The sequence below is a fragment of the Sporomusa rhizae genome (genome assembly GCF_041428845.1).
Taxonomy (GTDB): domain Bacteria; phylum Bacillota; class Negativicutes; order Sporomusales; family Sporomusaceae; genus Sporomusa; species Sporomusa rhizae.
Map to the genome: position 1 here is coordinate 125,297 of NZ_CP156925.1, position 23,477 is coordinate 148,773.

A 23,477-nucleotide genomic window follows, 5' to 3' on the forward strand; every position below is an offset into this window, starting at 1 on the left:
TACGTTAATAGTCAACCTTTTTGTAAAAAATTAACCCGCTTTTTATTAGTTTCAGCATACCTAGAGCCCCTGTATGCTAGAATGATACTAAAAGGAAATTTCTATGTATTATCCGGGGAATAAATTGCTTTCTTTTATCCGATGTCTAATCCGCTCTAGGACCCCCTCTTCTCTAAGCGGGGGTTTACCCCTGGGCACAGGCGAGCGGTTAAGCTCCTGGATAAGGGCGACTAACCTTCAGGTTGGATTAAAACCTCAGTGGAAGCTAACGTCTACTTTATTGTATTATTTGTGCACGGTAAGTGTGCGGCGGTGGTGAGGCGGTAAGTTCGTAAACGAGAAAAAATTACCTGCGTTTGTTTTGTTGACAAGCACTCATGGCGTTTGCTATAATACTTAATGTGCCGGACACGGAGGGGTGTCCGAGTGGTTTATGGAGCTGGTCTTGAAAACCAGTGATCCCGCAAGGGACCGTGGGTTCGAATCCCACCCCCTCCGCCATTAAGGTTTACGATTGACTTATGGCGCAGCGGCTGATATAATTTAGACAATTTAAAACGGAGTGGTACTCAAGTGGCTGAAGAGGACGGTTTGCTAAATCGTTAGAGGTCGTGAGGCCTGCCAGGGTTCAAATCCCTGCCACTCCGCCATATGTAAGTAGCAGCTATTAACCGAAAGGCTAATAGCTGTTTTTGTTTTATCTGAAAGTAATTCCCACAAAGAAAGGAACCGCCAAAGCACGAAGCTTGGAGTCGGTTCCTACAATAAGTTTTATATCAATAAACTGGATTATTCAGCGCTATTTTATTTACCATGCCGTTGAAGAAATTGTTCATAGGTAGCAACATCGGGATAAGACGTTTGTGTGCCGCGGCCGGTAACGCTTAAAGCAGCAAAAGCGGAAGCCATTTTGATGGACATAAGCACATCGCGGTTTTTCACATAGACATGGGCAAAACAGCCAATAAATGCATCGCCGGCACCTGTAGTGTCGATGGCGTTTACCTTGTAGGCTTCGACGTGGTGGACTTGCTCCTCTGTTAACCACAGTGCGCCGCGTTTTCCCATAGTTACTATTACATTTTTTATACCTTTTTGTATGAGCGACATAGCTGCTGCCTCAATTTGCTGTTCTGTTTCTACAGGCATGCCGGTAATAATCTCAAGTTCAGTTTCGTTGGGCACAAAGAATTCGCATTTTTGTACATAGTTCAAATCTAATTCCCGGGAGGCCGGAGCCGGATTTAAAATAACCGGGATACCATGCTTATTACCAAATTCAATAGCGTAGTAAATAGTCGGTAAAGGGATTTCCATTTGAAGAACAAATAACGAGCATTTTTTTAGTTTTTCTGCCGCAGCGTCAATATCGACAGGCAATAGATGCTTATTGGCACCTGGGATAATGAGGATTCTGTTTTGCGATTGTTTATCTACAAAAATCGGGGCGACACCGCTGCAGGTGCCGGGTACTTTGCTGACAAACTCGGTATCAACACCATATTCATTGAGGTTGCGAATGGTATTGTCGGCAAACAGATCTTCGCCAACTTTGGTAAGCATCATAACTTTGGCGCCCAGTTTAGCTGCCGCCACTGCTTGATTGGCACCTTTGCCGCCGCAGCCAATGCTAAAGCTTAAAGCTTCCAATGTTTCCCCTTCTTTAGGCATTTGATCAATGTAGGAAACCAAATCTACCATGTTGGAGCCGATTACTGCTATATCCACGTCTTGTTCCTCCTTCTATTTTTTGCCTGTTATCACTCGGAATGATTTTTGTTCACCAGGAGGTAACATAATTAGAGTACCTGCCTTTTGCGCAGCCAAAAACCCTTCCGGGCGGCAGGTGGCAGGCAAAACAAATGCTCCTACCTGTTGGTCTCCACTATATAGCAGCCAACGGGTAGCATAGTTAAATTGGGTAGTAGAAAACTTGGTGAAAAAAGTGGTGCCTGTCGGTGCGGTCATTTCGAACACAACCTGCTCCTGATATTTATCCAAGTTATCGGCAAAGAAAACAATTTCCGGATCATACATTTCCGGCTGATCTAAAGCCTTTAGGGTGCCCTGACCTTTAAGTTCTTCGTTATATGCCAGCCATTTTTCAGTAGGTTTAACATGGGCAGGGATCGATTCTCTTAGGACAAAGGCAGTATCAGGAACATTTTGCGTTAACGCGGCCTGATCAAGGTAGGCATAGTTGGTATGGCACATGTACTGCAAGGGCATTGGGGCGCTTGCCAAATTTTTCACATCCATGCCAATCTCAATAAAGGAATTGCCAGCGCCCAGAGTTACACTGGGTTTTGCCAGGTAGTGATGGCCAAAACCTTTAACATATTCAACCGTGCCTGTAATTGTCAGACTGTCACCGGCAACTTCCAGCCAGGCCTGATCCATAGTGGCACAAGGCATTTCGCCATGTAAACCATGATCATCTTCAGGGCCCGGGCAACCGTTGCGAATGAGTCCGGAGTGAAAGGCGAAACAGCCGTAGGTGTCTACTACACAGTTAACCGGTTTAGGTTGAGAAAACATATTCTTCATTTTAAGATCAATACCGTCAAATTCAAGATCCCAGATCATTTGTCCCATATAGGGAAGAATTACTACTTTCCCCCGGGAATTTACTATTTCAATTGCTTCTACGCCGGAGGGATAGCGAAATAATGTTACTACAAACTCATCGTTCGAAAATAGGACAGCATAATGTTTGCCAAAAAACTCCCGTTGCAGTTCTATTCTTCCTGACATACGGATCCTCCTTGTACTGTGTGTATTTTTTGCTGGTTCATTTCACTGTAGAAATAATATCCGATATATAAGAAGCAGAATAAAGAAACGGCGAAGGAATGCTGCATGGAATGGAAGGCATCCGATACAAGGCCTTGTATTGCCGGAATCACTGCACCACCGACAATTGACATTACAATTACAGCGCCGGCTACTTCAGTATATTTTTTGTCTACTGCTTCTAAAGTCTCAGCATAGATAGTCGGCCAGCAAGGTCCAAACAGAATGCTTACAGCTACCGCTGCGTAAACCGCTGACATGCTCGGCATCGTTGAGACGTATAACAGTAAGCCGGAACCAATAATCGAATACAGGAATAATACTTTAGTGGGTGAGAATCTGGTCATCAGGAAGTTGGCAATGAATTTGCCAATGAAAAAGGCGGCAAAACTATACAACATGAAGTTTGAGGCAAGACGTTCATTGAGGTTAGCATCAAGCGTCAGGGCTAGCCGAATTGTAAAAGACCACACAGCCACTTGCATGCCTACATATAAGAATTGGGCGATAATTCCTTTCCTAAAGCGCCTGTTGCCTGCTAAATATTGAATGGTTTCAAACATAGAAGGGGCTTTTTCGGTGGCAGTAGCCGCTGCTTGCCGGGTTTTGCAAGCGGGGAATGGGGTAATGACAAATAGGACAATGACTGCCAGCAGGACAAAAATGATAAATTTATATGGTTCAAGAGTATGCTGCAGCATCTCCAGCTTGAAGGCATGTGCTTGTTCGGCAGTCATTCGTGCGAGCTGGGAGCCAAGGCTGTCGCCTTCCTGAAATACTAAATACTTTCCTAATAAGATCCCCGAGGCTGCGCCGATAGGATAAAAAGTCTGGCTGATATTAAGACGCAGTGTCGCGTATTCGCGGGGCCCAATCATTGAACTGTAGGTATTGGCAGCAGTCTCAAGGAAGCCCAGGCCAATCGCAATAGCAAAGATGGCGAACAAAAACATGGTATAGGTAGCCATATGAGAGGCTGGGTAAAATAAACTGCAACCAACAATATAAAACGATAAGCCAACTAAGATAGCCAGCTTATAGCTGGTTTTCTTAATAACAAGCGAGGCTGGGATTGCTATTAAAAAATATCCGCCGTAAAAGGCGCTTTGTACCAGCGCGCTGGCAAAATCGCTCAAAGCGAATACACTTTTAAACTGAGTAATCAAGATATCGTTTAAACTAGCCGCCGCTCCCCATAAAGGAAATAGGCAAGATAGGAGTATGAACTGAAAAATAGGGGTTTTATTCAGATATCCATCGGGCAATTGGATCATATTTGCCTTTTTCATCGAAACTCTCCTCCTAAATTTATGTAAGCAATACCGTTATTACTAAACCGGAAAAACAGCTTTGATGTATATTTGATACTAAATATGTTGCGCTAATTAGTATGTTTCAGTGGAAACTTCGCCTTGAACAATTTTGACGCCGGAACTCGCTCCGATACGATTGGCGCCGGCAGAAACCATGGTGTCCAAATCTTGTTTACCGCGGATTCCGCCTGAAGCTTTAACCCCCACATTATTGCCAACGGTCTTGCGCATAAGCGCAACATCTGCCGCGGTAGCGCCGCCTATTGAGAACCCGGTGGAGGTTTTAACAAAATCCGCACCTGCCTGAACCGCAAGTTGGCAGGCTTTTACTTTTTCCTGATCGGTAAGCAAACATGCTTCAATAATTACCTTTACCAAAGCTTTTCCCTGTGCTGCTTCAACAACAGCACGGATGTCATTTTCAACAGTGCTGTTTTCGCCGGCTTTTAACCGGCCGATAGCGATAACCATATCGACTTCTGTGGCGCCATGGGCGATAGCGTCTTTTGTTTCAAAAACCTTAACGGCTGTTGTGGTTGCTCCCAAAGGAAAACCTATTACAGTACAAACCTTAACGTCTGTTCCTTGCAGCTCGTGAGCGGCAAGAGATACCCAAGTCGGATTTACGCAGACAGAAGCAAAGCCATATTTTTTGGCATCTGCCGTTAAAGATAGGATTTGTTCTTTTGTTGCATCCGGCTTTAATAGTGTGTGATCAATAAGTTTAGCTAAATTCATTGTGTCCTCCCTGTTTGCTTACTAGACGGTACCCTGAGATTCGTGCACGTTTCTGAAATTTCACTTTATTGGCCAAATTTAGCATAACACAACATTGAACATTTGTAAATTTAGTTTTGAAAATATGTTCAAGAGAGGGCGGTTTTATTTTTATAGGATAAAAAAGCTGCCCGGGCGTTTAAACACCCGGGCAGCTACCATGCTTTTATTCTAATAAGGCTTTAGCAGTAAATTGATCTGTAATCAAAGTGTTGGCATAACCTCCTGCGAAGGCAGCTTTGATAGCGGCGACTTTTTTTTGGCCGCCGGCAACCAGGACAGTTTTTTCTTTCTTGCGCAAGTCATTCAGGCTTATTCCTACGGTTCGGCTATCAATCTCGTGGTTGCAGATTTGACCCTTTGTATCGAAGAAGCGTGAACAAATGTCGCCCACAGCGTTTCGTTGTAATTCGGCTTTTTCTTCTGAACCTAAATATCCCAGGCGAAACAGCAAGGCGTCATCGTCCACAGTACCAACAGTAAATATCGCAATATTGGATTGTTTGCCAAGTTCAATAATACGGCGGATATGCCGATCCTGTTCCACCATTTGTTTAAGTTCCGGAGTATCAAAAATAACCGGTAATGGCAAGTACCTTGCGTAGGTATGGTAGGCTTTGGCAAACAGATCTACAATTTCCGGAGCATAGGTGTTTATTTGGGAATGGCTTACACCGCCCTTGAGTTGAACTACTTCAACTCCCTGGGTTGTTTTAGCTTTAAGCTGGCTGGCTAAAGTGTACATGGTTCTTCCCCAGGTAACGCCAATAATATCTCCGTCTTTGATTATCTCATATAAATATGCTGCCGCTTTACGTCCGATGTGCTGTATGCTTACTTCGTAATCGCTGAGCGGTGAAAAGGCTACTTGAACTTCGTCCAGCTTATATTTATCTTTTAAACGTTTCGATAATTCGTTTACATCTTCAATCGGATCGGCGATTCGGATGGTGACATACCCTTGGTCTTTAGCGTATTGCAATAACCTTGAGACAGTTGGACGTGATATTCCCAAGCGTTTAGCAATCTGCTCCTGACTGTATTCGGACTGATAGTATAGTCTGGCAACATCAATACTAAGTCTTTGTTTCTCTTGTTCCATAGAACCTCCAGATAGTGACGGATTTCAGTTTCTTAACACTAGGATTAACTATTGGAGTTGTTAATGTTCTCTCCTAGTATTTGCGTATGCTTGCCAAAACTCCTCTTACATTAAACCATACAAGTTAAATTTTTATCAAGTCATTTGAATTAGTTATCTTTTTTTGGAAGCCCGGGTAAAGAACAAAAAAAGAAGGCAGATAAAAAAAGTGTTTTATTATTATTCGTATGATATAATTAAAAATAAAATTATTTTTGAAGGTGATTGATAATGGATACTTTGGATTTGAAAGTTATCGGAAGGCTGATGGAGGCTGCGCGTTCTTCTTGGGCTGAGTTAGGGGCGTACCTTGGGCTATCGGCTCCGGCAGCTGCCGACAGGGTACATAAACTGGAGCAACGCGGGATCATCCGAGGGTATGCCGCGTTAATTGACCCCGAAGCGTTGGGGCTGGGTTTAGCGGCATTTATTTCGGTTACTTTGGAGCGTCCGGAGCACCGGCAGGGATTTCTAAATTTAGTGGCCAATACACCGGAAATTCTGGAATGTCATCATATTGCCGGTGAAGAGGATTATATTTTAAAAGTCCGCTGCCGCAACACACGGCATTTGGAAATGCTGCTGGGCGAGCAGATTAAGAGTACTCCCGGTATAGTCAAAACGAAAACAACGATTCTCTTGTCAACGGTAAAAGAGACCCCGGTATTGCCATTAATTACTGAGTGAGGTGGTATGTATGTGGCCGTTGTTTGTGAAAGGTTTGATCATTGGCTTTTCTATCGCTGCTCCGGTTGGTCCTATTGGGCTACTATGCATTAGAAAAACATTGCTGCAGGGGATGTCGGCGGGAGTGGTATCAGGATTGGGGGCAGCCGCGGCCGATGCTATATATGGCAGTATCGCTGCATTTGGCATAACAGTTATAGCGCAGTTTCTGTTGGAACAGCAAGTTCTGCTTAAACTTATAGGGGGAAGTTTTCTTTGTTTTCTCGGCTATAAGTCTTTTACGGCAGCGCCGCCTGACAGCACCCTGCAGGTAAAAAGTACCGGCATCTTTAAAGCGTTTCTGTCAACCTTTCTGTTGACGATAACAAACCCGATGACGATTCTATCTTTTGCCGGTATTTTTGCAGGATTGGGAATTGGCACTGCAGTCGGTGACCGGCTGGGAGCCGTGCAAATGGTTGCGGGTGTTTTCGCCGGTTCGCTTTTGTGGTGGTTTGTGTTGAGCGGTTGTATTAGTGCGTTCCGGGAGAAGGTGAACGAGAGGAACCTTGGCCTAGTCAATAAAATTTCCGGTCTTGTTATAATGCTTTTTGGTATCGTGGCTATTATTGGCAGGTAACTATGCTAGAAAAAAAGCGTCTATTACCTGGGCGATAGTAGACGCTTTTTTTTAGAATTTCGACTTTAACGGACAAAGCCGCTCAGCCACTCTGCTACAGCAGAACTGGCCTCCTGGGAATAGGCTGCTAAATGGTGGTCTCCGTCGGGAAAGAGTATTAGCTTCTTTGGCTCCGAAGCATGCTGGTATAGTGTGTGTGCCTGATTGGCAGGCACAATAACATCTGCTGTTCCATGTATTACGAGGATGGGGGTTGTGCTTAGCTGTTTTACGCAGGCTAGAAGATTATGGCGATTAAAATCATGGATAAAGTCAGGAGTAAGCTGCAGGCGGCCATATTCGTCTTCTAAGGTTATATTTTTGCCTGCCGCCAGTATTTCATAATAATTACCGAGAGCTAACCGAAATGTTTCGTCTAAGTTCCAAGGAGTAGCCCATAGGATAAGTCCACTTATTCTTTGGTCAGCTGCAGCTGCGGCTATTGAGGCGCTACCACCCATGCTCCGGCCCAACAGAAATATCTGTCCGCCGATTGTTTGACGGGCGTAGGTAATAACTGCGTTCAATTCGGTAATTTGGCAAGAAAGATTGACGCATGGCGTAAAGTCATAACGAATTACATGGCAGCCAACCGCTGCCGCCGCTTCGGCCAGCGCGACAGCCCGGCCTCCGCCGTCTTTGCTGCCACGAAACCCATGGGAGATAATCAGGGTATTTCCTACGGGAGCCACTGGAGTATGTAAAATCCCCGAAAGTGAAGTAGAACCGGACGGTATGGCTAAATGCTTCATAGCTACCTCGCCTGTTTTGGAATAGTTAGTAAGAAAAACTGTATGCAATAACGTTTTATTCGCAGAAGGTTGGTTAATAACCTTCCGATACAATAAAGATATCATGGTTTTATTTAACACGATAATCTAGATTTTTTTTTGTTGATACTAAATGTGTATTGCAATTATAAAAGGAGGTTTACCACATGATTTGGGTAATTATAGCAGTAACTGGTATAGCTATTGCCGCTGCTGTGTTTCTCCGCCCGCGCCAGCCTGCGGCCAGTCATCCGGAGATAATAAAAGACGATGCTTATTTGCGCCAGGAGACGAATGAAATGAGTAGCCCCCTGACGGGAAGTATGCTTAGCTATCTAGTTAATAACTTCTTGATTGACAGCCATCAATATGAGAATTGGCGCGGTCTCGCCCCGGAGGAGCTTAAACATGAATTGGCGAAGGCCGGAATAATGAAAGAAGCTGATTTTGACAGCTTCAGCCAGCAGTTATGGGCCGAAGAGCAGGTGCAGGAGATCCAAGGAGAATTCGCTTCGCCTGAACCGGCTAAGGATGTAAGCGATTCGGGTAATGCCGGTGATTCTGGCAGTGTGGATTAGTATACGGTGTTTCTTATAATGATTGATAAAATCACGGTGCCGGCCAATACGGTTTGCCACACATGGCTTGTTTGAGCAAGTAAATCAGGATTATCTGATTTTTGCCGCCTGGTGTTGGGGTTAGTAGCTGTTAAATGAATTTTGCGGATAAAATAAGCTGAAGTGATTATGGCTGCTAATACATTGACCATATTTAGCATAACCGAATCCAAGAATAGTTTTGAGATCATGTAATGGTAAATGTAGCAGGCTGTCCATTGTAGACCGACGCGGTTCAGGTTACTGATGTGTACCATTGTAAATTTCCCCCTAAAATAATAAAAACAGAGACAATGGAAAAATTCCTTGTCTCTGTCCTTTGTACCTGAGAGTTCACCGTTAAGGCTCTCCTTCGGTAGCGCTTGATATGCGCATTCTCCAGAGTTCAGTCTGCTAACAGTCCTTTTGCCTGAGAGTTTGAGGCAGTAGCCTTGCTCCTTCGGCGCTGCTCACGCAGTCTCTCCTATTAGCATCATCCTGACAATATTCAATTGCCTATTGACTTCATTCTAAGATGGTTGACGAAAGATGTCAATAGATGTAGAGATGAAAAAGTGAAAAAAATAACATTAAAATATTCTGTAGATAGGATGTGTTATTTTATGGCACAGACGGGGGGATTTGGCGGGTAGTTGCTCGAATTGTTGTAATTAACGAAGCTTTTTCCGAGTAGATTCAGAGCAAGTAGCCGGAGATAGTAGCCGTCAGAGGAGTACAGGATTGTTGTTTGGTATTTCGACACATACTGCTGCGTATACATATGGTGACCGGCTTTTTGTATTACCAAAGTGTGAGCCGTGTTTATTGCAGTGCTTTATTGGCTGAAGAGGGGAAAGGGGGGGGACTTGGTTGAAGTGTATAGATCTTCACTGTGATACCATTTTGCGCCTAATGGAAGAGAAGGAGCAAGGCGGATTATATTGTAATACTTATAGTGTGGATATAGAAAAACTGCGAGCCGGGCAGGCGCAAGCCCAGTTTTTTGCTATGTTCCTTAACCAAAAAACGGATGGGAATTTATTGCAGCGGGCGTTGGGCATGATTGACCGCTTTTATCAGGAACTGGAAATCAATCAGCAATATATAGCCTTGGCTAAAAACTATAGTGATTTTTGCCGTAATCGGGAGAATGGCAAGATCTCGGCCTTTCTAACCATTGAAGAAGGCGGCGCAATGCAGGGGAGTTTGGTGCATTTGCGTAATTTTTTCCGCCTGGGTGTCAGATTAATTACACTGACTTGGAATTACCCTAACGAAATTGGTTATCCTAACTCGCGGCCGGAATGCAGGGAACAGGGGCTTACCCCGTTCGGGCGGGAAGTAGTTGCTGAAATGAACCGCCTTGGTATGCTTATAGATGTTTCCCATCTGTCCGATAAGGGGTTCTATGACGTAGCACAATTATCTGCCAAGCCGTTTGTTGCCTCACACTCCAATGCGCGTGCATTGGCCGGCCATCCTCGCAATATGACAGACGATATGATCAGAGTGCTGGCCGATAAAGGTGGCGTTATGGGCATTAATTTTGCCAAAGATTTTCTTGGGAATGCTCCTATCAGCCGAGTCAGTGATATGGTTTTGCATATAAAACATATTCGCCGGGTGGGCGGCCTCGATGTTATCGCAATAGGTTCGGATTTTGACGGGATAAGTCCGGAATTAGAACTGGCACATGCCGGTCAAATGAGTAAGCTTACAATAGCGTTAGAATCTAGCGGTTTTACTGCGGGCGAAATCGATAAAATATGTTGGGGAAATGCGCTTAGAGTGATTAAAGATACGTTGCTCTGATACAAAGAACATCCTGCTGAAACAATTGCCCAATATAACAGGACAAAAAGAGTAATGTAACCTAATGCGGTGTAAAGGTACTAATACTAAGTATTATAATCTAGTACTATATAAATTCTGCAAAATTTGTTAATGATTATCTTGTGTACACAAGCAGAAGACACTGGCTTGTGCTTTTTCTTTTTTTGTCAAAAACGTAGAAATGATAAGTATTAAGGTGAATTTATGAGTGAAATGCCTGTATTGCGGATTTGAAAAGTCAATGTTGTATTATGTATACAATATTTTATCGATATAGGACTTGCACAATTAACAGCATATTGGTACAATAAGCTTAATACCACACCATTGATATCTGGTGCTAAAACCAGATATCATGGAAGGGCTTTGTTTTAAGGTCATTTGGTATCAAAACAATTATAAAGCCAAAAAAGGAGTGCAGAAAAATGGAGTTTTTATTAGCGCTAGCTAGTATCATGATGGTGAACATCGTGCTTAGCGGCGACAATGCTGTAGTCATTGCAATGGCTAGCCGTTGTTTGCCCCAAAAGCAACAAAAGATGGCCATCCTGTGGGGTAGCGCCGGGGCGATAGGGCTACGGGTGGTATTGACACTTGTGGCAGTTGTACTCTTGCAAATTCCCTATGTCCAGTTTATCGGCGGTTTACTCTTAATTTGGATTGCGGCTAAATTACTTATGGAAGATAATGGCGAGGAAAATGTAGAGGCCGGTGCTACGTTCTGGGCCGCTATTAAGACAATTATTGTTGCCGATTTGGTTATGAGCCTTGATAACACCTTGGCTATTGCTGCTGTAGCAAAAGGCGATTTTCTGCTTTTAAGTATCGGCCTTGCGCTTAGCATTCCGTTAATTATTTTTGGCAGCCAAATCATTATTAAAATTATGGACAGATTTCCGATTGTTGTTTATGCCGGCGCTGCTCTGATTGCTTGGACTGCAGGCGAGATGATGATGGCCGATCATAAAATTGGTCCTGTCATTCATAATTTCGTTCCGGAATGGCTGCTTCCGTTTGCTATTACAGTAGGTGTATTAGCTGTCGGCTTTTGGTATAAGAGAGCCCACAAAGAAGCATCCCGGGGAGCCTGCGCGAGGGATAATTACCCAGCACAATAAAGTTAATTGCAATAACACCGCTTTTCAGCGGTGTTATTTTTTTGCCCTCACAACTGTCGTACATGCTTTCGAGATAGTATGTAAGTAACCTACTTATATTATCTGTAGTAAACTGACGGAGGCCCTTTGGTGTTAAGACCGGTAACTATTGTAGCGTCGATAAGCTATTTTTTTGCAGGGTAACGCTAATAAATAGCGAATACATATAGCTGAATAGTGACCTAAGGAAGGATTGACGATAAATGGCTGTTATGCCTGTACATATTCAAAAACGCCTGGCGTGGTTTTTAACGTTAACGATGCTGGCTTTAATTGGTTTAGTAAGCAGAGTTGCCTGGATTCAATTTGGTGAGGGAAAAAGGCTTAGCGCCAGAGTCCAAGAGCAATTGCAGGAAAGTCGGACAATGCAATCGCCTCGAGGAACCATTTATGATCGTAACGGACGGGAATTGGCTGTAAGCAGTATGACTAAGTCATTGTATGCTAATCCCCGTGAGGTAAAAGAAGCAGACAGCTTGGCTAATATGTTAGCCCCCATCCTTGGTATTGATGTGGCAATTATCAAGAATAAATTGGCCGCCGGCAATAGTTTTGTATGGCTTAAACGAACTATGGAACCGGACCAGGCTAAGGCTGTATCTGCGCTTATTAAGGAACAGCAGCTTACCGGTCTTGGCTTTATAGAAGAGAGCAAACGCTACTATCCTAATGATTCGTTGGCGGCGCAAGTGCTGGGGTTTGTTGGTACTGATGATGTAGGTCTGGAAGGAATTGAGATGGCGCTGGACAAGACCATCAAAGGCAGAGAATTAAAACAGGTTATTGACACAGACAGCTATGGTACGCCTATATTTAAGTCAATATTTTCTTTTATTCCGGAAAAACAGGGGCGCTCGGTTTATTTAACCATTGACAGCACCATTCAGTATATAGTTGAACGGGCGTTGGATAGCGCTGTCCAGAAAACCGGGGCAAAAGCCGCTACAGTAATTATAATGCAGCCTAAAACAGGTGAGATACTTGCGATGGCCAGCCGGCCAAGTTATAACCCCAATCAGTTTGGACGGTATAGCACGGAAGAATGGAAAAACCGGGCTGTATCTATCGTATACGAACCAGGCTCGACGTTTAAGCCTGTGATTGCTGCGGCGGCGCTGGAAGAAGGAAAAGTGCGTCCGGACGAGCGTTTTGTGGATAAAGGCTATGTAGAGGTATCAGGGCGTAGGATACAGAACTGGAGCGGTGACAGCTATGGCAATATATCATTTATTGATATTATTAAAAACTCCATTAACACCGGTTTTGTTGAGGTAGGTCTTAGGGTTGGAGCCGCTAAATTAACAAACTATGTGCGGACATTTGGATTTGGCAAGGCAACAGGAATTGAGCTGCCTGGCGAAGAGGAGGGTCTTCTCTTCGACCCGAAGGAGATGAGGGACAGTGATACAGCTACTATGTCCATTGGTCAGAGTATTGCTGTTACGCCCTTGCAGTTGACCGCTGCTATCGCGGCTATCGCTAACGACGGAGTGCTGTTGAAACCCCGGATAATCAAGGAATACCGGCATGAAGACGGCACTCTGGCTGAAACCTTTGATCCTGTTGTAATTAGACAGGCTGTTAGTCCTGCAACTGCACGTACACTTACAGCCATGATGGAAAAGGTTATAAGTGAAGGGGGCGGCACGCAGGCAGCCATTCAAGGCTACCGTTTTGCCGGGAAGACCGGTACGGCTGAAAAATTAAGTCCGGACGGCCATGGTTATCTTGCCGGGCATTATATTTCCTCTTTTGTGGGCTTTGGCCCTGTAGAAGATCCGCAAGTTGTGGCGCTTATTGTGCTTGACGATCCTGACGGAATTTACTATGGTGGCACAATTGCCGCTCCGGTGTTCAAAGATATAATGATACAGGTAATGCGATATTTAAATATACGGCCAAATGACAGCAACCAGTTGCTGCCGCCGGTAAAAGCGGCTGCGGCCAATCCTGAACGTCAACAAGCTCCGCCGGCTTACACCGCCCCGCCGGCCCAAGTACCGCCCGGGCACGTGTTGACACCTGTGCTTGTTGGCAAAACGATTCGGGAAGCTGCGGATATCTTGAACGGATTAGGTCTTACTTTTGTGCCTGTTGGCACTGGAACAGCAACGAAACAAAGCATATCTCCCAATACACCTGTTAAGCCGGGAACAGAAATTGTAGTATATTTTGAATCAGCGAATACATTATAGCTGGGCGGATAACCTAATATAAGTACATTTAACCGGCGCCACTGCCGGTACTCTTTTTTTGGTAATAATCTTAAAAATGGATCTGACAAGGGATTGATGCTATGCAAAGAAACCAAGGGCAGTTTATTCTCGGCGTTGCTTGGCCGGTAGCCGATCTTATTGTCGAATATATTACACTGCAGCCGGGTGTGGAACGAGCTGCCATTGCCGGCAGTATTCGACGTGGCCTTGAAATTATTCAGGATATAGAAATCGTAGCTGCCAGTACGGCGCCGGAAGCACTGGTAACGGCCTTGACATCAATGCAGGGAGTTGAACAGGCTGAATGGCAGGATGGCAATAAGCTAGTGCTTATCTTGACGAATGGGCTTGTTTGCCGGATTTATATTGTTAATCCGGAAGTATATATAGCCGCTTTGGTGTATTATACCGGCAGCGCCGGTTATGTAGCTAAGCTGGCAGGGCAGGCTGCCAAGCGCAATTTGCTGTTTACCGCTGAGGGAGTTAGGGCTAAAGACGGGCAGCAAGTAATGTTGGCAGAGGAGTCCGACTTTTATACTATGCTGAAACTAAATTATGACCAGCCGGAACTACGCGAAGATAACACTAAGTTAACGCCTGCGGGGGAAATATTCACACCGGTCGTGTCACTACAAAACGTGCAAGGTGTAGTCCACGTTCACACAACATACTCGGATGGCGCCAGCCGGCTTGCAGATATGGCCGCGGCCGCCAAAGAACGCGGATGGCATTATCTGGGCATTGCTGATCATAGCAAGACCGCTTCTTATGCCGGGGGGCTTAGCATTGAAACAGTGAAAGCACAACGCCGGGAAATTGAAAAGCTAAATGCCGAAAACCCGGAGTTTAGAATTTTGGCGGGTATTGAAAGTGACATATTGCCTGACGGTTCATTGGATTATCCTGAAGAAATACTTGCAAGCTTTGATTTTGTGGTAGCGTCGGTCCACTCGGCTTTTCGGCAAAGTGAAGCAGATATGACAAAGCGCATTATCAAGGCAATGCGGAATAGTTATGTTACTATTCTGGGCCATCCTACCGGCCGGCTTTTACTAAGACGTAAGGGATATGCCGTAAATATAGGTGAAGTAATAGCGGCAGCTGCCCAAAGCGGTACAATAATTGAAATTAATTCAAGTCCATACCGGCTTGATCTGGATTGGCGCTGGTGCAGGCTGGCCAAAGAACAAGGCGTTTTATTTGCTATTAATCCGGATGCTCATTCTGTCGGTGAGTTTGAGCATATGCGGTATGGTATGGCGGCTGCCCGTAAGGCAGGACTGAGCCCTAGCCAAGTAATTAATACATACTCTTTACCTGAGGTCATGTCACTGTTGCATCGGAAGCGGCCATAGCCGATACTGTGTAACTTACCGCAAATAGAAAAGGCGGCTGTACGCCGCCTTTTGGCAATTGAGTTATTTGCTGGTAATGTCAAATTGGGAAGTCATGGTACCAGAGGTTGCGGTAGCTGTAGTGGTGGTATTGGTAGTGGTTTGGCCGCCCATTGACGATTCGTATTGCTCAATCATGCGGCGAACCATGTGGCCGCCAACACGACCGCAGTCAGCCGAGGTCATAGTTGACCAGCCTTGACTGCGTACGTGTTCACTAATACCAAGTTCATTAGCTACTTCCATTTTCATGCGATCCAGAGCATTTTCTGCACCTGGGTTAACGGGTTTTCTGCTTCTTGCCATGTAATTAAGCACCTCCTAAAATGTTTCTAAACCTAGTATCTACACTAGAAATATCGTTATTCTATAAATATTATGTTAATTTAGTTAAAAATTGGAATAACTAATCGGGCGATAATGCTGGGAAAATGGCGGAATTTGATTTTATGTTCATGGAAGGATTTTACAATAGAAACGGAGAAGTAATGTATATGCAGATACTTATTAAGGCTAGAACAATTCTTTCGTTAGGTGGAATGCCCCGATGCATGAATTGGCAATAGCACAGGGCATTTTGGATATTGCCTTGAATACGGCTGCCAGCCATGCAGCCAGCAAAGTTATTGGGGTTAAAGTACTGGCCGGGGAATTAACTGGAATAGTGCCGGAAGCACTTGAGTTCGGCTTTACGGCATTGGCTGAAGGGTCGCCGGCCGCCGGGGCATGCTTGACAATACAAATAGTTCCCTTGGTGGTATTCTGCCGGAACTGTGGCGAGCAAAACCGTGTAGATAAATATCAATTCATTTGTAAAAGTTGCGGCTCATACGCTGTTGATATCGTAACAGGGCGCGAGCTTACAGTAGAGAGTGTGGAGGTAGAGTAGCGCTTGGAAATTACCGTAATGAGCAATATCTTAGAAAAAAACAATGAGATAGCTAAAGAACTCAGGGCTGCGTTTACCAAGAAGGGTATATTTACCGTTAACTTACTGGGTTCACCGGGTAGTGGTAAAACATCTTTGTTGGAACAAACTATTCGCTTATTAAAGGATGAAATAAATATAGGCATCATTGAAGGCGATTTATATACCTCTAAAGATGCGGATAGAATTGCTGCTTATGGAGTGCCGGTTGTCCAGATCAATACAAAGGGTGGCTGCCATTTAGATGCAGCCATGGTTAAAACCGCAATCGCCAAGCTGGATTTAGACCGGCTGGATCTTTTAATTGTGGAGAATGTCGGCAACCTGGTTTGTCCAGCCGAGTTTTTGGTTGGAGAGCATGCTAAAGCCGTTGTATTAAGTATTACCGAGGGAGAGGACAAACCGCTAAAATATCCACTAGTTTTCAGGCAGTCACAGGCCATAATCTTAAATAAAATTGATTTATTGCCTTATACTGATTTTTCTATAGAAAACGCGGTTACCGATATTCGTGGTTTAAACCCTGAAGCTTGCTTAATTCAGGCCTCCTGCAAAACAGGAATCGGTTTATCTCTTTGGACACAGTGGCTTAAGGAGCAGATACGTTTAGTTGGTAAGCAGTAAGAGATTAGGGGGGGTAATGTGGCAAGCCTGGCGGAAAAGGAACGGGAAATTGAGGCCGTTCGCGACCGGTTGCATCTTTTAGTTGAACAAAAATGCGGTAATTTTGCCGACCGGGAGGTATCTGAACTTAGTAGTTACCTGGATAGATTGATTGTCGAATACGAGCTTGCAAATGCCCGCCAGATGAAGGGTAAATAATTCTCCATCAGATTGGGACAAAAACAAAGGTCTAATCCTGCCGTCATTACTATAAATTACTATGGGGGGAAGTTTATACCCGCCAAGTAATTTTTAGCGGCGGAGGGAATAAATGGTGCGGAAACAAGAGGAGCGGCAAGAGCTTAGGCGAGGTCTTAAGGAGCGGCATGTTCAGCTGATTGCGATTGGCGGCTCTATAGGTGTTGGCTTGTTCTTGGGTTCGGCTATAGCTATCCAAACGGCCGGCCCATCTTTACTTGTTACCTATCTTGTCGGCGGACTGGTAGTTTTTTGTTTGTTAAGAGCCCTGGGGGAAGTGGCGGTAGCCTATCCGGTAGCAGGGTCATTTAGTGCCTATGCCCACAAATTTTTAGGTCCATTGGCCGGATATTTAACCGGCTGGACGTATTGGTTTATGTGGATTATTACTGGTATGGCCGAGATTACTGCGGTAGGTGTATATATAAATTTTTGGCTGCCTGAACTGCCGCAGTGGATACCGGCATTGGCAGCCGTGTTTATTATGACAATTATAAATCTTATTGCTGTAGAGGTATACGGCGAATTCGAGTTCTGGTTTGCCTTAATCAAAGTCATTGCTATAGTTCTTCTGATTCTCGGGGGATTGGGTATGATTATATTTGGTATAGGCAATGCCGGAACACCGGTGGGGATTTCGCATCTCTGGCAGCATGGCGGCTTTTTTCCGCACGGCATCAACGGTACGATTGCAGCTTTAGCAATGGTACTGTTTTCCTATGTGGGAATTGAAGTTATCGGGATTACTGCCGGCGAGGCCAAAAATCCGGGTAAAACGCTGCCTGCTGCGATTGACAAGGTTTTTTGGCGCATTCTTTTGTTTTATATTGGCTCGTTATATGTGATAATGTCTATATATCCCTGGACGGAAATCGGCAGCTTTGGCAGTCCGTTTGTGTCAGTGTTTGAAAAATTGGGTATAGACAATGCCGCCGGTATAATGAATTTTGTGGTTTTGTCGGCAGCTCTGTCTTCCTGCAACAGCGGCATTTTCAGCACAGGCCGCATGCTCTTCACTTTGGCGTCACAAGGTGAAGCCCCGGCCTTTTTGGCAAGGCTAAATGGCAGTCAAGTGCCGGTTAATGGAGTGTTGGTGTCGTCCGCCTGCTTGCTGGCGGGAGTTGGTCTTAACTACCTCATTCCGGCAAAAGTCTTTACCTATGTGACAAGTATCGGGACATTCGCTTGTCTTTGGGTATGGGCAACGATTCTTATTGTACAGTTAAAATTTCGCCGAAGTCTGTCTAAGCTTCAGGTAGGGGAGCTGGCTTACCCGATGCCTTGGTATCCTGCCTCAGGCATTTTCTGTCTAATCATGCTGCTGGTGGTAGCCGGTATTATGAGTCGGGATGCAGATACTGCGTTGGCGTTGTTTTTGGGGCCATTGTGGCTGTTGGGACTAATGGTTTCTTATGTTCTTAGTCGAAGGACACCGTAATATATCCATCCCTGCTATGCAGCCGCGTGTTAACGATGGCACCATTTTTGCATAAGTTGTACCAATGAAGGGAAACAACTTATTATGAGGGAGGATTAAGTTTATGTTTGAACGTCCTGTGTGGGCTGAGGTTGATCTTGCTGCTATCAAGAAGAATGTTAAAGAAATAAAGAAATGCCTTAAGCCCGAGGTTAAATTCTGTGCAGCTGTAAAAGCAGACGCGTACGGGCATGGTGCTGTTGCCGTATCACGGGCAGTGCTGTCAGCAGGTGCTGACCGGTTGGCGGTAGCCCTGCTAAGTGAAGCAATTGAACTGCGGCGAGCTGGATTCTTAGTTCCTATCCAAATTCTGGGCTATACTCCGTCTCATCAAGCCAAGCCGGTTGTTGCTTATGATATTGCTCAAACCGTATATTGTATGGATAATGCCCGGGCCCTTTCTGTTGCCGCAACTGAGATGGGAAAAAAAGTAAAACTGCATATAAAAATAGATACAGGCATGGGCAGAATTGGTATCATGCCAGAAGAGGCAGGCGAATTTGCTGCAGCCGTATCAGCTCTGCCGGGAGTGGAAGTAGAAGGAGTTTTCTCCCACCTGGCGACAGCCGATGCGGCAGATAAAACTTACGCCCGGGATCAGTTTGCCAAGTTCCAGGAAGCTCTTAACCGCATATCTGCCAAAGGTATTACAATTCCGCTCCGGCACATCGCCAATAGTGCCGCGACCCTGGAAATGCCGGAAATGCAATTGGATATGGTGCGTCCGGGAATTATCTTATATGGATTATGGCCTTCTTCGGAAGTTGCCCGGAATATTGAACTGACTCCAGCAATGCGGCTGAACGCGCAGATTGCTCATGTTAAAGAGGTTGCTTCCGGTACGTCTGTTAGTTACGGACGTACATATATTACCGAAACCAACCGTAAAATTGCTACTTTGCCGATTGGTTATGCTGATGGCTGGACGCGGCTGCTATCCGGTAAAACCAGTATTCTTGTTAACGGCTGCCGAGCGCCGCTTGTTGGAAGAATTTGCATGGATCAATGTATGGCAGATGTTACTGAAGTTCCTGGAGTAAAGCCAGGAGATACCGTTAACTTGTTTGGAACGCCGGAAATCCCGGCTGATGAAATTGCTGATGCTTTAGGAACAATAAATTACGAATTAGTATGTATGATAGGTAAACGGGTTCCGCGTGTTTATAAAAATGCATAGAGAACAGCAAAAAAAGGACTTCCGAGCGGAGTCCTTTTTTTATGCCTTTTGCATTTTACAAAGGCATAAAGCCCTTGAAACTATGTTCGAAAAATAACTTAACATAAGCAGAAGATTCTATCTTGATTCAAGCGAGTATCAGATATAAAATAGATTTGGTGGCACTGTTAATTAATGGCAATTTTCCCAACCTATTTTTATTAGTTAACAGGGAGTGGTGACGGGTTTGGAAACTGCAGTTTGTAAGAAAAGTATCCAGGGAGAAGTGTGGCAGCAGCTTAACGTATATGAAGCCATTCTCCAAAAACTGGATGTAGGGATTCATGTTATAGACAGTACCGGTACAACCATCTTCTATAACGATACCATGTCTAAGCTGGAATGCTGTGATGCTGCGGAAATACTAGGAAGAAATCTGCTAAATGCTATGACGCATCTAACCGCTGAGACAAGTACTCTGCTAACTGTTCTTAGGACAGGTAAGGCGCTGCCTGACCGTCAGCAGAAGTATATAAATACCCGGGGCAAGCAAATAGTTACCGTTAATAGCACCTTTCCTCTATTCGTAGATGACAAGATAATTGGAGCTTTGGAGATTGCCAAGGACATTACCTACATCGAATCACTGGCAAACGAAATCGTTAATTTGCAGGAGAACCTGATTAAAAGAAAAAAAGGCGGCAAAGTGCTGCACCACCCTAATACCCGCTACACGATAGACAGTATATTAGGCGAATCGCCGCTATTAAAGGTTGCCGTAAATTTTGCCGAGCGGGCGGCCCGCACGTCCTCCAACGTACTAATTTTTGGCGAAACAGGTACTGGTAAGGAATTATTTGTCCAAAGCATACATAATCTAAGTCCCCGCAAACAACATCCTTTTGTTGCTGTTAATTGTGCCGCGTTGCCGGAGCAATTACTTGAGGGACTGCTCTTTGGTACGGCCAAGGGGGGATTTACGGGAGCTATTGATCGGGCAGGTTTATTTGAACAGGCTAATGGCGGCACATTATTGTTAGATGAGCTTAACTCCATGAATATGGAGTTGCAGGCTAAACTACTGCGGGCTTTGCAGGAAAACGTTATAAGGCGGGTTGGCGCTGCCAATGAGATTCCTATCAACATAAGGGTTATTGCAACCATGAATGTTGAACCGTCATTGGCTATTGAGCAAAAGAAGTTGCGGGAGGATTTATATTACCGGCTTGGTGTGGTGACAATAAGGATTCCGGCGTTGCGTGAGCGAAGAAGCGATATTGCTATTTACACCCGCGCGTTTATTAAGAATTATAATAAGACTTTGAGCTTGAATATTAAGGGAATTGATAAAGCGGTTGAGGATATTTTTTTGCGGTATAGTTGGCCTGGCAATGTTCGCGAGTTGCAGCATGTAATTGAAGGCGCTATGAATCTGGTAACCGATGATGAATATATCAGAATAGGGCATTTACCTATGTTGTTTTGTTCTAATTCGAACAAGCTTATAAAACAGGTGCAAGACGAGGCTGAACAGTCTGTGGTTTTGGATGCGGGACTATCGCTGGGCAATAAGCGGAAACTGATGGAGATCGATATTATTGCCGCCGCGCTGGCTGAAACTGGTGGTAATATTACTCGTGCTGCTTGTCGTCTGGGTTTAACCCGCCAAGTGCTGCAATACAAAATAAAGAAGTACAAAATGAAATAATTTCCTAGATTCATGGCTTAGAACATGATTGTGCATTTAAATTTGCCGGAGGCAAAATGCGTCAATATAGAGTTTTGGGTTATGGGTCTATTTTTTTCACTGCAAAAAAATGCGCCCGATTAGCGGTTAAATTCCGGAAAAAGCCGGGCCTCTTCTTGAAATAAATTTTAATAGTAAAATTATTACTGATTTACATGTTAGCGAGGTAAGGGTAATTTTAAGGCATTAGTGCAAAAAAAATGGCATTAGTGCCATCTTTTTTGCAGAAAAAGAGAGTCAGAAAAGCTAAATAATCTGTTTTTCCTAGATTTGGCACTAATCTTGCAAACGAAGGAAAATGGATATGTAGCAAAGGAACTTGTTGGATCTAACACGACAAGCAGTCAGGTCGTAGAAAGGAAAAAAGGGGGAGAGTTTTGGGGGTACACCGTATGTTCTAATTCGCTAGAAATGCCCGGCGGAGTAAGAGCAGAGAGTTTGTAAAGTGGAGGGATGCAAATTTATGGATAAGCTCGAAATGGCTCAGGAAGATTTACACCGTGGCTTACATGACCGGCATATTCAACTTATTGCCATGGGTGGTGTCATTGGGGTTGGACTATTCTTAGGATCCGCGTCAGCTATCAAAACTGCAGGACCAGGAATTTTGTTAGCTTATTTATTAGGCGGTATCGTCGTATTCTTTATCATGAGGGCCTTAGGGGAAATTGCGGTAACCTATCCTGTATCCGGTTCGTTTGCTCAATATGCTACTACCTTTCTCGGCTCGAAATATGGGTATATTACTGGCTGGAACTACTGGTATCAATGGGTAGTCGGCTGTATGTGCGAAATTACAGCAGTCGGTATGTATATGAAGTTTTGGTATCCGGACATTGAACAGTGGATACCGGCGCTTGCGGCCCTTGCCTGTATGACAGTTGTAAATCTGGTGGCCGTTAAATTTTATGGAGAATTTGAATTTTGGTTTGCCTTAATTAAAATCGTGGCGATTATTGGTATGATTTTGATTGGTTCTCTTATGATTGTATTTGGGATAGGCAATGAAGGTGTGGCGCTGGGGATAGCCAATCTGTGGGCCAATGGCGGATTTTTGCCGTTTGGCCTGAAAGGGGTGCTTATGGCTATGGTTATGGTTACCTTTGCTTATTGTGGAAGCGAAGGTATAGGGTTAACTGCGGGAGAAGCGAAGGATCCCAGTAAGACATTGCCATCGGCTATAGATAAAGTTTTTTGGCGGGTCCTAATTTTTTACGTGGGATCGTTATTTGTAATATTATCAATTTATCCTTGGGATCAGATCGGGACGATTGGCAGCCCGTTTGTCGCAACTTTCAAAAAGCTTGGTATTTCAGGAGCTGCAGCCATTATTAATTTCGTAGTAGTAACAGCCGCTTTGTCGGCATGTAACACGGGCATCTATTCGTCAGGGCGATTTTTGTATAGTCTGGCGTTGCGGGGCGAGGCTCCTCATTATTTTAGAAAGCTGAATAATTCACAAGTGCCGGAAAGGGGAATTTTAGCTACTGCATCAGTAATCCTGGTAGGAGTAATTCTTAATTATTGTGCTCCTGCACAGGTCTTTGTATATGTAACAAGCCTTAATGTTTCTGGCGCCTTGTGGACATGGCTTATGATTCTCTTGACACAGTTAAAGTTTAGAGAGAGATTAATGCCCGATGAAATTAATAATTTAAAATATCGTATGCCAGGGTCACCGTACACGAATTGGTTATGCATAGCATATCTGGCGTTAATTGCTATTATCATGTTTGTTAATGAGCAAACACGTATTGCAATATATCTTGCACCTGTATGGTTTGGGCTGCTATATTTTACATATTGCGTATTTATTGCTAAAAATGCTGATAAAACCAATATAAATATTTCAAAGTAAAGTAAAGGTGTTCTTTGGTGCTGGAGTGAGTCGTTTTTTTGGGAGCAAGAGTAGATTAACTTAATCGACAGAAGCGATGTAATTAAAAAAAAATCCAAGACTAGATAAGGAGTGA

22 protein-coding genes, 2 tRNA genes and 1 riboswitch are annotated in these 23,477 nt (G+C 44.3%); of the genes, 16 read left to right on the plus strand and 8 right to left on the minus strand.

Annotation, left to right across the window (positions count from 1 at the left end):
• Positions 1 to 412: 412 nt before the first annotated feature.
• Together SRRS_RS00460 and SRRS_RS00465 are read left to right on the plus strand one after the other, a co-directional pair.
• A tRNA-Ser gene (locus tag SRRS_RS00460) sits at positions 413 to 501 on the plus strand.
• Between the two features lie 58 nt (positions 502 to 559).
• Positions 560 to 650 (plus strand) — tRNA-Ser (locus tag SRRS_RS00465).
• Positions 651 to 804: 154 nt separating this feature from the next.
• Here SRRS_RS00465 and rbsK read toward each other — a convergent pair.
• From rbsK to SRRS_RS00490, 5 genes are all read right to left on the minus strand, one after another.
• The gene (rbsK, locus tag SRRS_RS00470; RefSeq protein WP_371365217.1) at positions 805 to 1,728 is read right to left on the minus strand and encodes a ribokinase; all 924 of its coding nucleotides are present in this window, start codon (positions 1,726 to 1,728) and stop codon (positions 805 to 807) included.
• A 15-nt stretch (positions 1,729 to 1,743) separates the two neighbouring features.
• The gene (locus tag SRRS_RS00475) at positions 1,744 to 2,754 is read right to left on the minus strand and encodes an aldose 1-epimerase family protein (RefSeq protein ID WP_371365219.1); all 1,011 of its coding nucleotides are present in this window, start codon (positions 2,752 to 2,754) and stop codon (positions 1,744 to 1,746) included.
• On the minus strand, positions 2,739 to 4,082 hold the full coding sequence (fucP, locus tag SRRS_RS00480) for an L-fucose:H+ symporter permease (protein ID WP_371365220.1): 1,344 nt from the start codon (positions 4,080 to 4,082) through the stop codon (positions 2,739 to 2,741). The genes SRRS_RS00475 and fucP overlap by 16 nt, the downstream gene beginning before the upstream one ends.
• Positions 4,083 to 4,178: 96 nt before the next feature.
• Entirely contained in the window at positions 4,179 to 4,844 is a 666-nt protein-coding gene (deoC, locus tag SRRS_RS00485; RefSeq protein ID WP_371365222.1) for a deoxyribose-phosphate aldolase, read from the minus strand.
• 205 nt (positions 4,845 to 5,049) lie between these two features.
• A complete protein-coding gene (locus tag SRRS_RS00490; protein ID WP_371365223.1) occupies positions 5,050 to 5,985 on the minus strand; it encodes a sugar-binding transcriptional regulator in 936 nt (311 codons plus the stop codon).
• Positions 5,986 to 6,255: 270 nt separating this feature from the next.
• Between SRRS_RS00490 and SRRS_RS00495 the strand changes: the two genes are divergently transcribed.
• Together SRRS_RS00495 and SRRS_RS00500 are read left to right on the plus strand one after the other, a co-directional pair.
• Positions 6,256 to 6,711, plus strand: a complete 456-nt coding sequence (locus SRRS_RS00495) for an Lrp/AsnC family transcriptional regulator (RefSeq protein ID WP_371365225.1) — start codon at positions 6,256 to 6,258, stop codon at positions 6,709 to 6,711.
• 10 nt (positions 6,712 to 6,721) lie between these two features.
• Positions 6,722 to 7,330 (plus strand): LysE family translocator, encoded by a 609-nt coding sequence (locus tag SRRS_RS00500; protein WP_371365227.1) that lies wholly within the window; start codon positions 6,722 to 6,724, stop codon positions 7,328 to 7,330.
• 65 nt (positions 7,331 to 7,395) lie between these two features.
• On the opposite strand, the gene SRRS_RS00505 is transcribed toward SRRS_RS00500, so the two are convergent.
• Positions 7,396 to 8,121 (minus strand): alpha/beta hydrolase, encoded by a 726-nt coding sequence (locus SRRS_RS00505; protein ID WP_371365229.1) that lies wholly within the window; start codon positions 8,119 to 8,121, stop codon positions 7,396 to 7,398.
• A 185-nt stretch (positions 8,122 to 8,306) separates the two neighbouring features.
• Between SRRS_RS00505 and SRRS_RS00510 the strand changes: the two genes are divergently transcribed.
• The gene (locus tag SRRS_RS00510) at positions 8,307 to 8,717 is read left to right on the plus strand and encodes a hypothetical protein (RefSeq protein WP_371365231.1); all 411 of its coding nucleotides are present in this window, start codon (positions 8,307 to 8,309) and stop codon (positions 8,715 to 8,717) included.
• On the opposite strand, the gene SRRS_RS00515 is transcribed toward SRRS_RS00510, so the two are convergent.
• A complete protein-coding gene (locus SRRS_RS00515) occupies positions 8,714 to 9,013 on the minus strand; it encodes a hypothetical protein (protein WP_371365233.1) in 300 nt (99 codons plus the stop codon). The genes SRRS_RS00510 and SRRS_RS00515 overlap by 4 nt on opposite strands.
• A 130-nt stretch (positions 9,014 to 9,143) precedes the next feature.
• Positions 9,144 to 9,232, minus strand: a riboswitch (glycine riboswitch).
• A gap of 373 nt (positions 9,233 to 9,605) precedes the next feature.
• Between SRRS_RS00515 and SRRS_RS00520 the strand changes: the two genes are divergently transcribed.
• The 4 genes from SRRS_RS00520 (at position 9,606) to SRRS_RS00535 (ending at position 15,296) form a co-directional block, all read left to right on the plus strand.
• Positions 9,606 to 10,547, plus strand: a complete 942-nt coding sequence (locus tag SRRS_RS00520) for a dipeptidase (protein ID WP_371365235.1) — start codon at positions 9,606 to 9,608, stop codon at positions 10,545 to 10,547.
• Between the two features lie 446 nt (positions 10,548 to 10,993).
• Positions 10,994 to 11,686: a TerC family protein gene (locus tag SRRS_RS00525; RefSeq protein ID WP_371365237.1), complete on the plus strand. Its 693-nt coding sequence runs from the start codon at positions 10,994 to 10,996 to the stop codon at positions 11,684 to 11,686.
• A 242-nt stretch (positions 11,687 to 11,928) separates the two neighbouring features.
• Entirely contained in the window at positions 11,929 to 13,920 is a 1,992-nt protein-coding gene (locus SRRS_RS00530; protein ID WP_371365239.1) for a penicillin-binding protein, read from the plus strand.
• 101 nt (positions 13,921 to 14,021) lie between these two features.
• The gene (locus tag SRRS_RS00535; protein ID WP_371365241.1) at positions 14,022 to 15,296 is read left to right on the plus strand and encodes a DNA polymerase/3'-5' exonuclease PolX; all 1,275 of its coding nucleotides are present in this window, start codon (positions 14,022 to 14,024) and stop codon (positions 15,294 to 15,296) included.
• A 63-nt stretch (positions 15,297 to 15,359) separates the two neighbouring features.
• On the opposite strand, the gene SRRS_RS00540 is transcribed toward SRRS_RS00535, so the two are convergent.
• Positions 15,360 to 15,641, minus strand: a complete 282-nt coding sequence (locus SRRS_RS00540) for a small, acid-soluble spore protein, alpha/beta type (protein WP_371365243.1) — start codon at positions 15,639 to 15,641, stop codon at positions 15,360 to 15,362.
• A gap of 241 nt (positions 15,642 to 15,882) precedes the next feature.
• On the opposite strand from SRRS_RS00540, the gene SRRS_RS00545 reads away from it, so the two are divergent.
• The 7 genes from SRRS_RS00545 (at position 15,883) to SRRS_RS00575 (ending at position 23,362) form a co-directional block, all read left to right on the plus strand.
• Positions 15,883 to 16,224 carry a hydrogenase maturation nickel metallochaperone HypA gene (locus tag SRRS_RS00545; protein WP_371365245.1) on the plus strand — a complete coding sequence of 114 codons (342 nt, stop codon included), beginning with the start codon at positions 15,883 to 15,885 and terminating at the stop codon, positions 16,222 to 16,224.
• A 3-nt stretch (positions 16,225 to 16,227) separates the two neighbouring features.
• On the plus strand, positions 16,228 to 16,887 hold the full coding sequence (gene hypB, locus SRRS_RS00550) for a hydrogenase nickel incorporation protein HypB (protein ID WP_371365246.1): 660 nt from the start codon (positions 16,228 to 16,230) through the stop codon (positions 16,885 to 16,887).
• A gap of 18 nt (positions 16,888 to 16,905) precedes the next feature.
• Entirely contained in the window at positions 16,906 to 17,085 is a 180-nt protein-coding gene (locus SRRS_RS00555; protein ID WP_371365248.1) for an aspartyl-phosphate phosphatase Spo0E family protein, read from the plus strand.
• 112 nt (positions 17,086 to 17,197) lie between these two features.
• A complete protein-coding gene (locus tag SRRS_RS00560; RefSeq protein ID WP_371365250.1) occupies positions 17,198 to 18,562 on the plus strand; it encodes an amino acid permease in 1,365 nt (454 codons plus the stop codon).
• A gap of 103 nt (positions 18,563 to 18,665) precedes the next feature.
• The gene (gene alr, locus SRRS_RS00565; protein WP_371365251.1) at positions 18,666 to 19,778 is read left to right on the plus strand and encodes an alanine racemase; all 1,113 of its coding nucleotides are present in this window, start codon (positions 18,666 to 18,668) and stop codon (positions 19,776 to 19,778) included.
• 226 nt (positions 19,779 to 20,004) lie between these two features.
• Complete coding sequence (locus SRRS_RS00570; RefSeq protein WP_371365253.1) at positions 20,005 to 21,465, plus strand: sigma-54 interaction domain-containing protein; 1,461 nt, start codon at positions 20,005 to 20,007, stop codon at positions 21,463 to 21,465.
• Positions 21,466 to 21,967: 502 nt separating this feature from the next.
• Positions 21,968 to 23,362, plus strand: a complete 1,395-nt coding sequence (locus tag SRRS_RS00575) for an amino acid permease (protein ID WP_371365255.1) — start codon at positions 21,968 to 21,970, stop codon at positions 23,360 to 23,362.
• Positions 23,363 to 23,477 lie beyond the last annotated feature (115 nt).

Excerpts from the sequence above, each read along its gene's own strand:
- SRRS_RS00495 (WP_371365225.1), top strand. The coding sequence starts at position 6,256 with ATGGATACTTTGGATTTGAAAGTTATCGGAAGGCTGATGGAGGCTGCG.
- SRRS_RS00535 (WP_371365241.1), top strand. The coding sequence starts at position 14,022 with ATGCAAAGAAACCAAGGGCAGTTTATTCTCGGCGTTGCTTGGCCGGTA.
- SRRS_RS00575 (WP_371365255.1), top strand. The coding sequence starts at position 21,968 with ATGGATAAGCTCGAAATGGCTCAGGAAGATTTACACCGTGGCTTACAT.
- SRRS_RS00545 (WP_371365245.1), top strand. The coding sequence starts at position 15,883 with ATGCATGAATTGGCAATAGCACAGGGCATTTTGGATATTGCCTTGAAT.
- alr (WP_371365251.1), top strand. The coding sequence starts at position 18,666 with ATGTTTGAACGTCCTGTGTGGGCTGAGGTTGATCTTGCTGCTATCAAG.
- SRRS_RS00500 (WP_371365227.1), top strand. The coding sequence starts at position 6,722 with ATGTGGCCGTTGTTTGTGAAAGGTTTGATCATTGGCTTTTCTATCGCT.
- fucP (WP_371365220.1), bottom strand. The coding sequence starts at position 4,082 with ATGAAAAAGGCAAATATGATCCAATTGCCCGATGGATATCTGAATAAA.
- SRRS_RS00540 (WP_371365243.1), bottom strand. The coding sequence starts at position 15,641 with ATGGCAAGAAGCAGAAAACCCGTTAACCCAGGTGCAGAAAATGCTCTG.
- SRRS_RS00475 (WP_371365219.1), bottom strand. The coding sequence starts at position 2,754 with ATGTCAGGAAGAATAGAACTGCAACGGGAGTTTTTTGGCAAACATTAT.
- SRRS_RS00515 (WP_371365233.1), bottom strand. The coding sequence starts at position 9,013 with ATGGTACACATCAGTAACCTGAACCGCGTCGGTCTACAATGGACAGCC.
- deoC (WP_371365222.1), bottom strand. The coding sequence starts at position 4,844 with ATGAATTTAGCTAAACTTATTGATCACACACTATTAAAGCCGGATGCA.
- SRRS_RS00510 (WP_371365231.1), top strand. The coding sequence starts at position 8,307 with ATGATTTGGGTAATTATAGCAGTAACTGGTATAGCTATTGCCGCTGCT.
- SRRS_RS00505 (WP_371365229.1), bottom strand. The coding sequence starts at position 8,121 with ATGAAGCATTTAGCCATACCGTCCGGTTCTACTTCACTTTCGGGGATT.
- SRRS_RS00560 (WP_371365250.1), top strand. The coding sequence starts at position 17,198 with ATGGTGCGGAAACAAGAGGAGCGGCAAGAGCTTAGGCGAGGTCTTAAG.
- SRRS_RS00530 (WP_371365239.1), top strand. The coding sequence starts at position 11,929 with ATGGCTGTTATGCCTGTACATATTCAAAAACGCCTGGCGTGGTTTTTA.
- SRRS_RS00525 (WP_371365237.1), top strand. The coding sequence starts at position 10,994 with ATGGAGTTTTTATTAGCGCTAGCTAGTATCATGATGGTGAACATCGTG.
- SRRS_RS00490 (WP_371365223.1), bottom strand. The coding sequence starts at position 5,985 with ATGGAACAAGAGAAACAAAGACTTAGTATTGATGTTGCCAGACTATAC.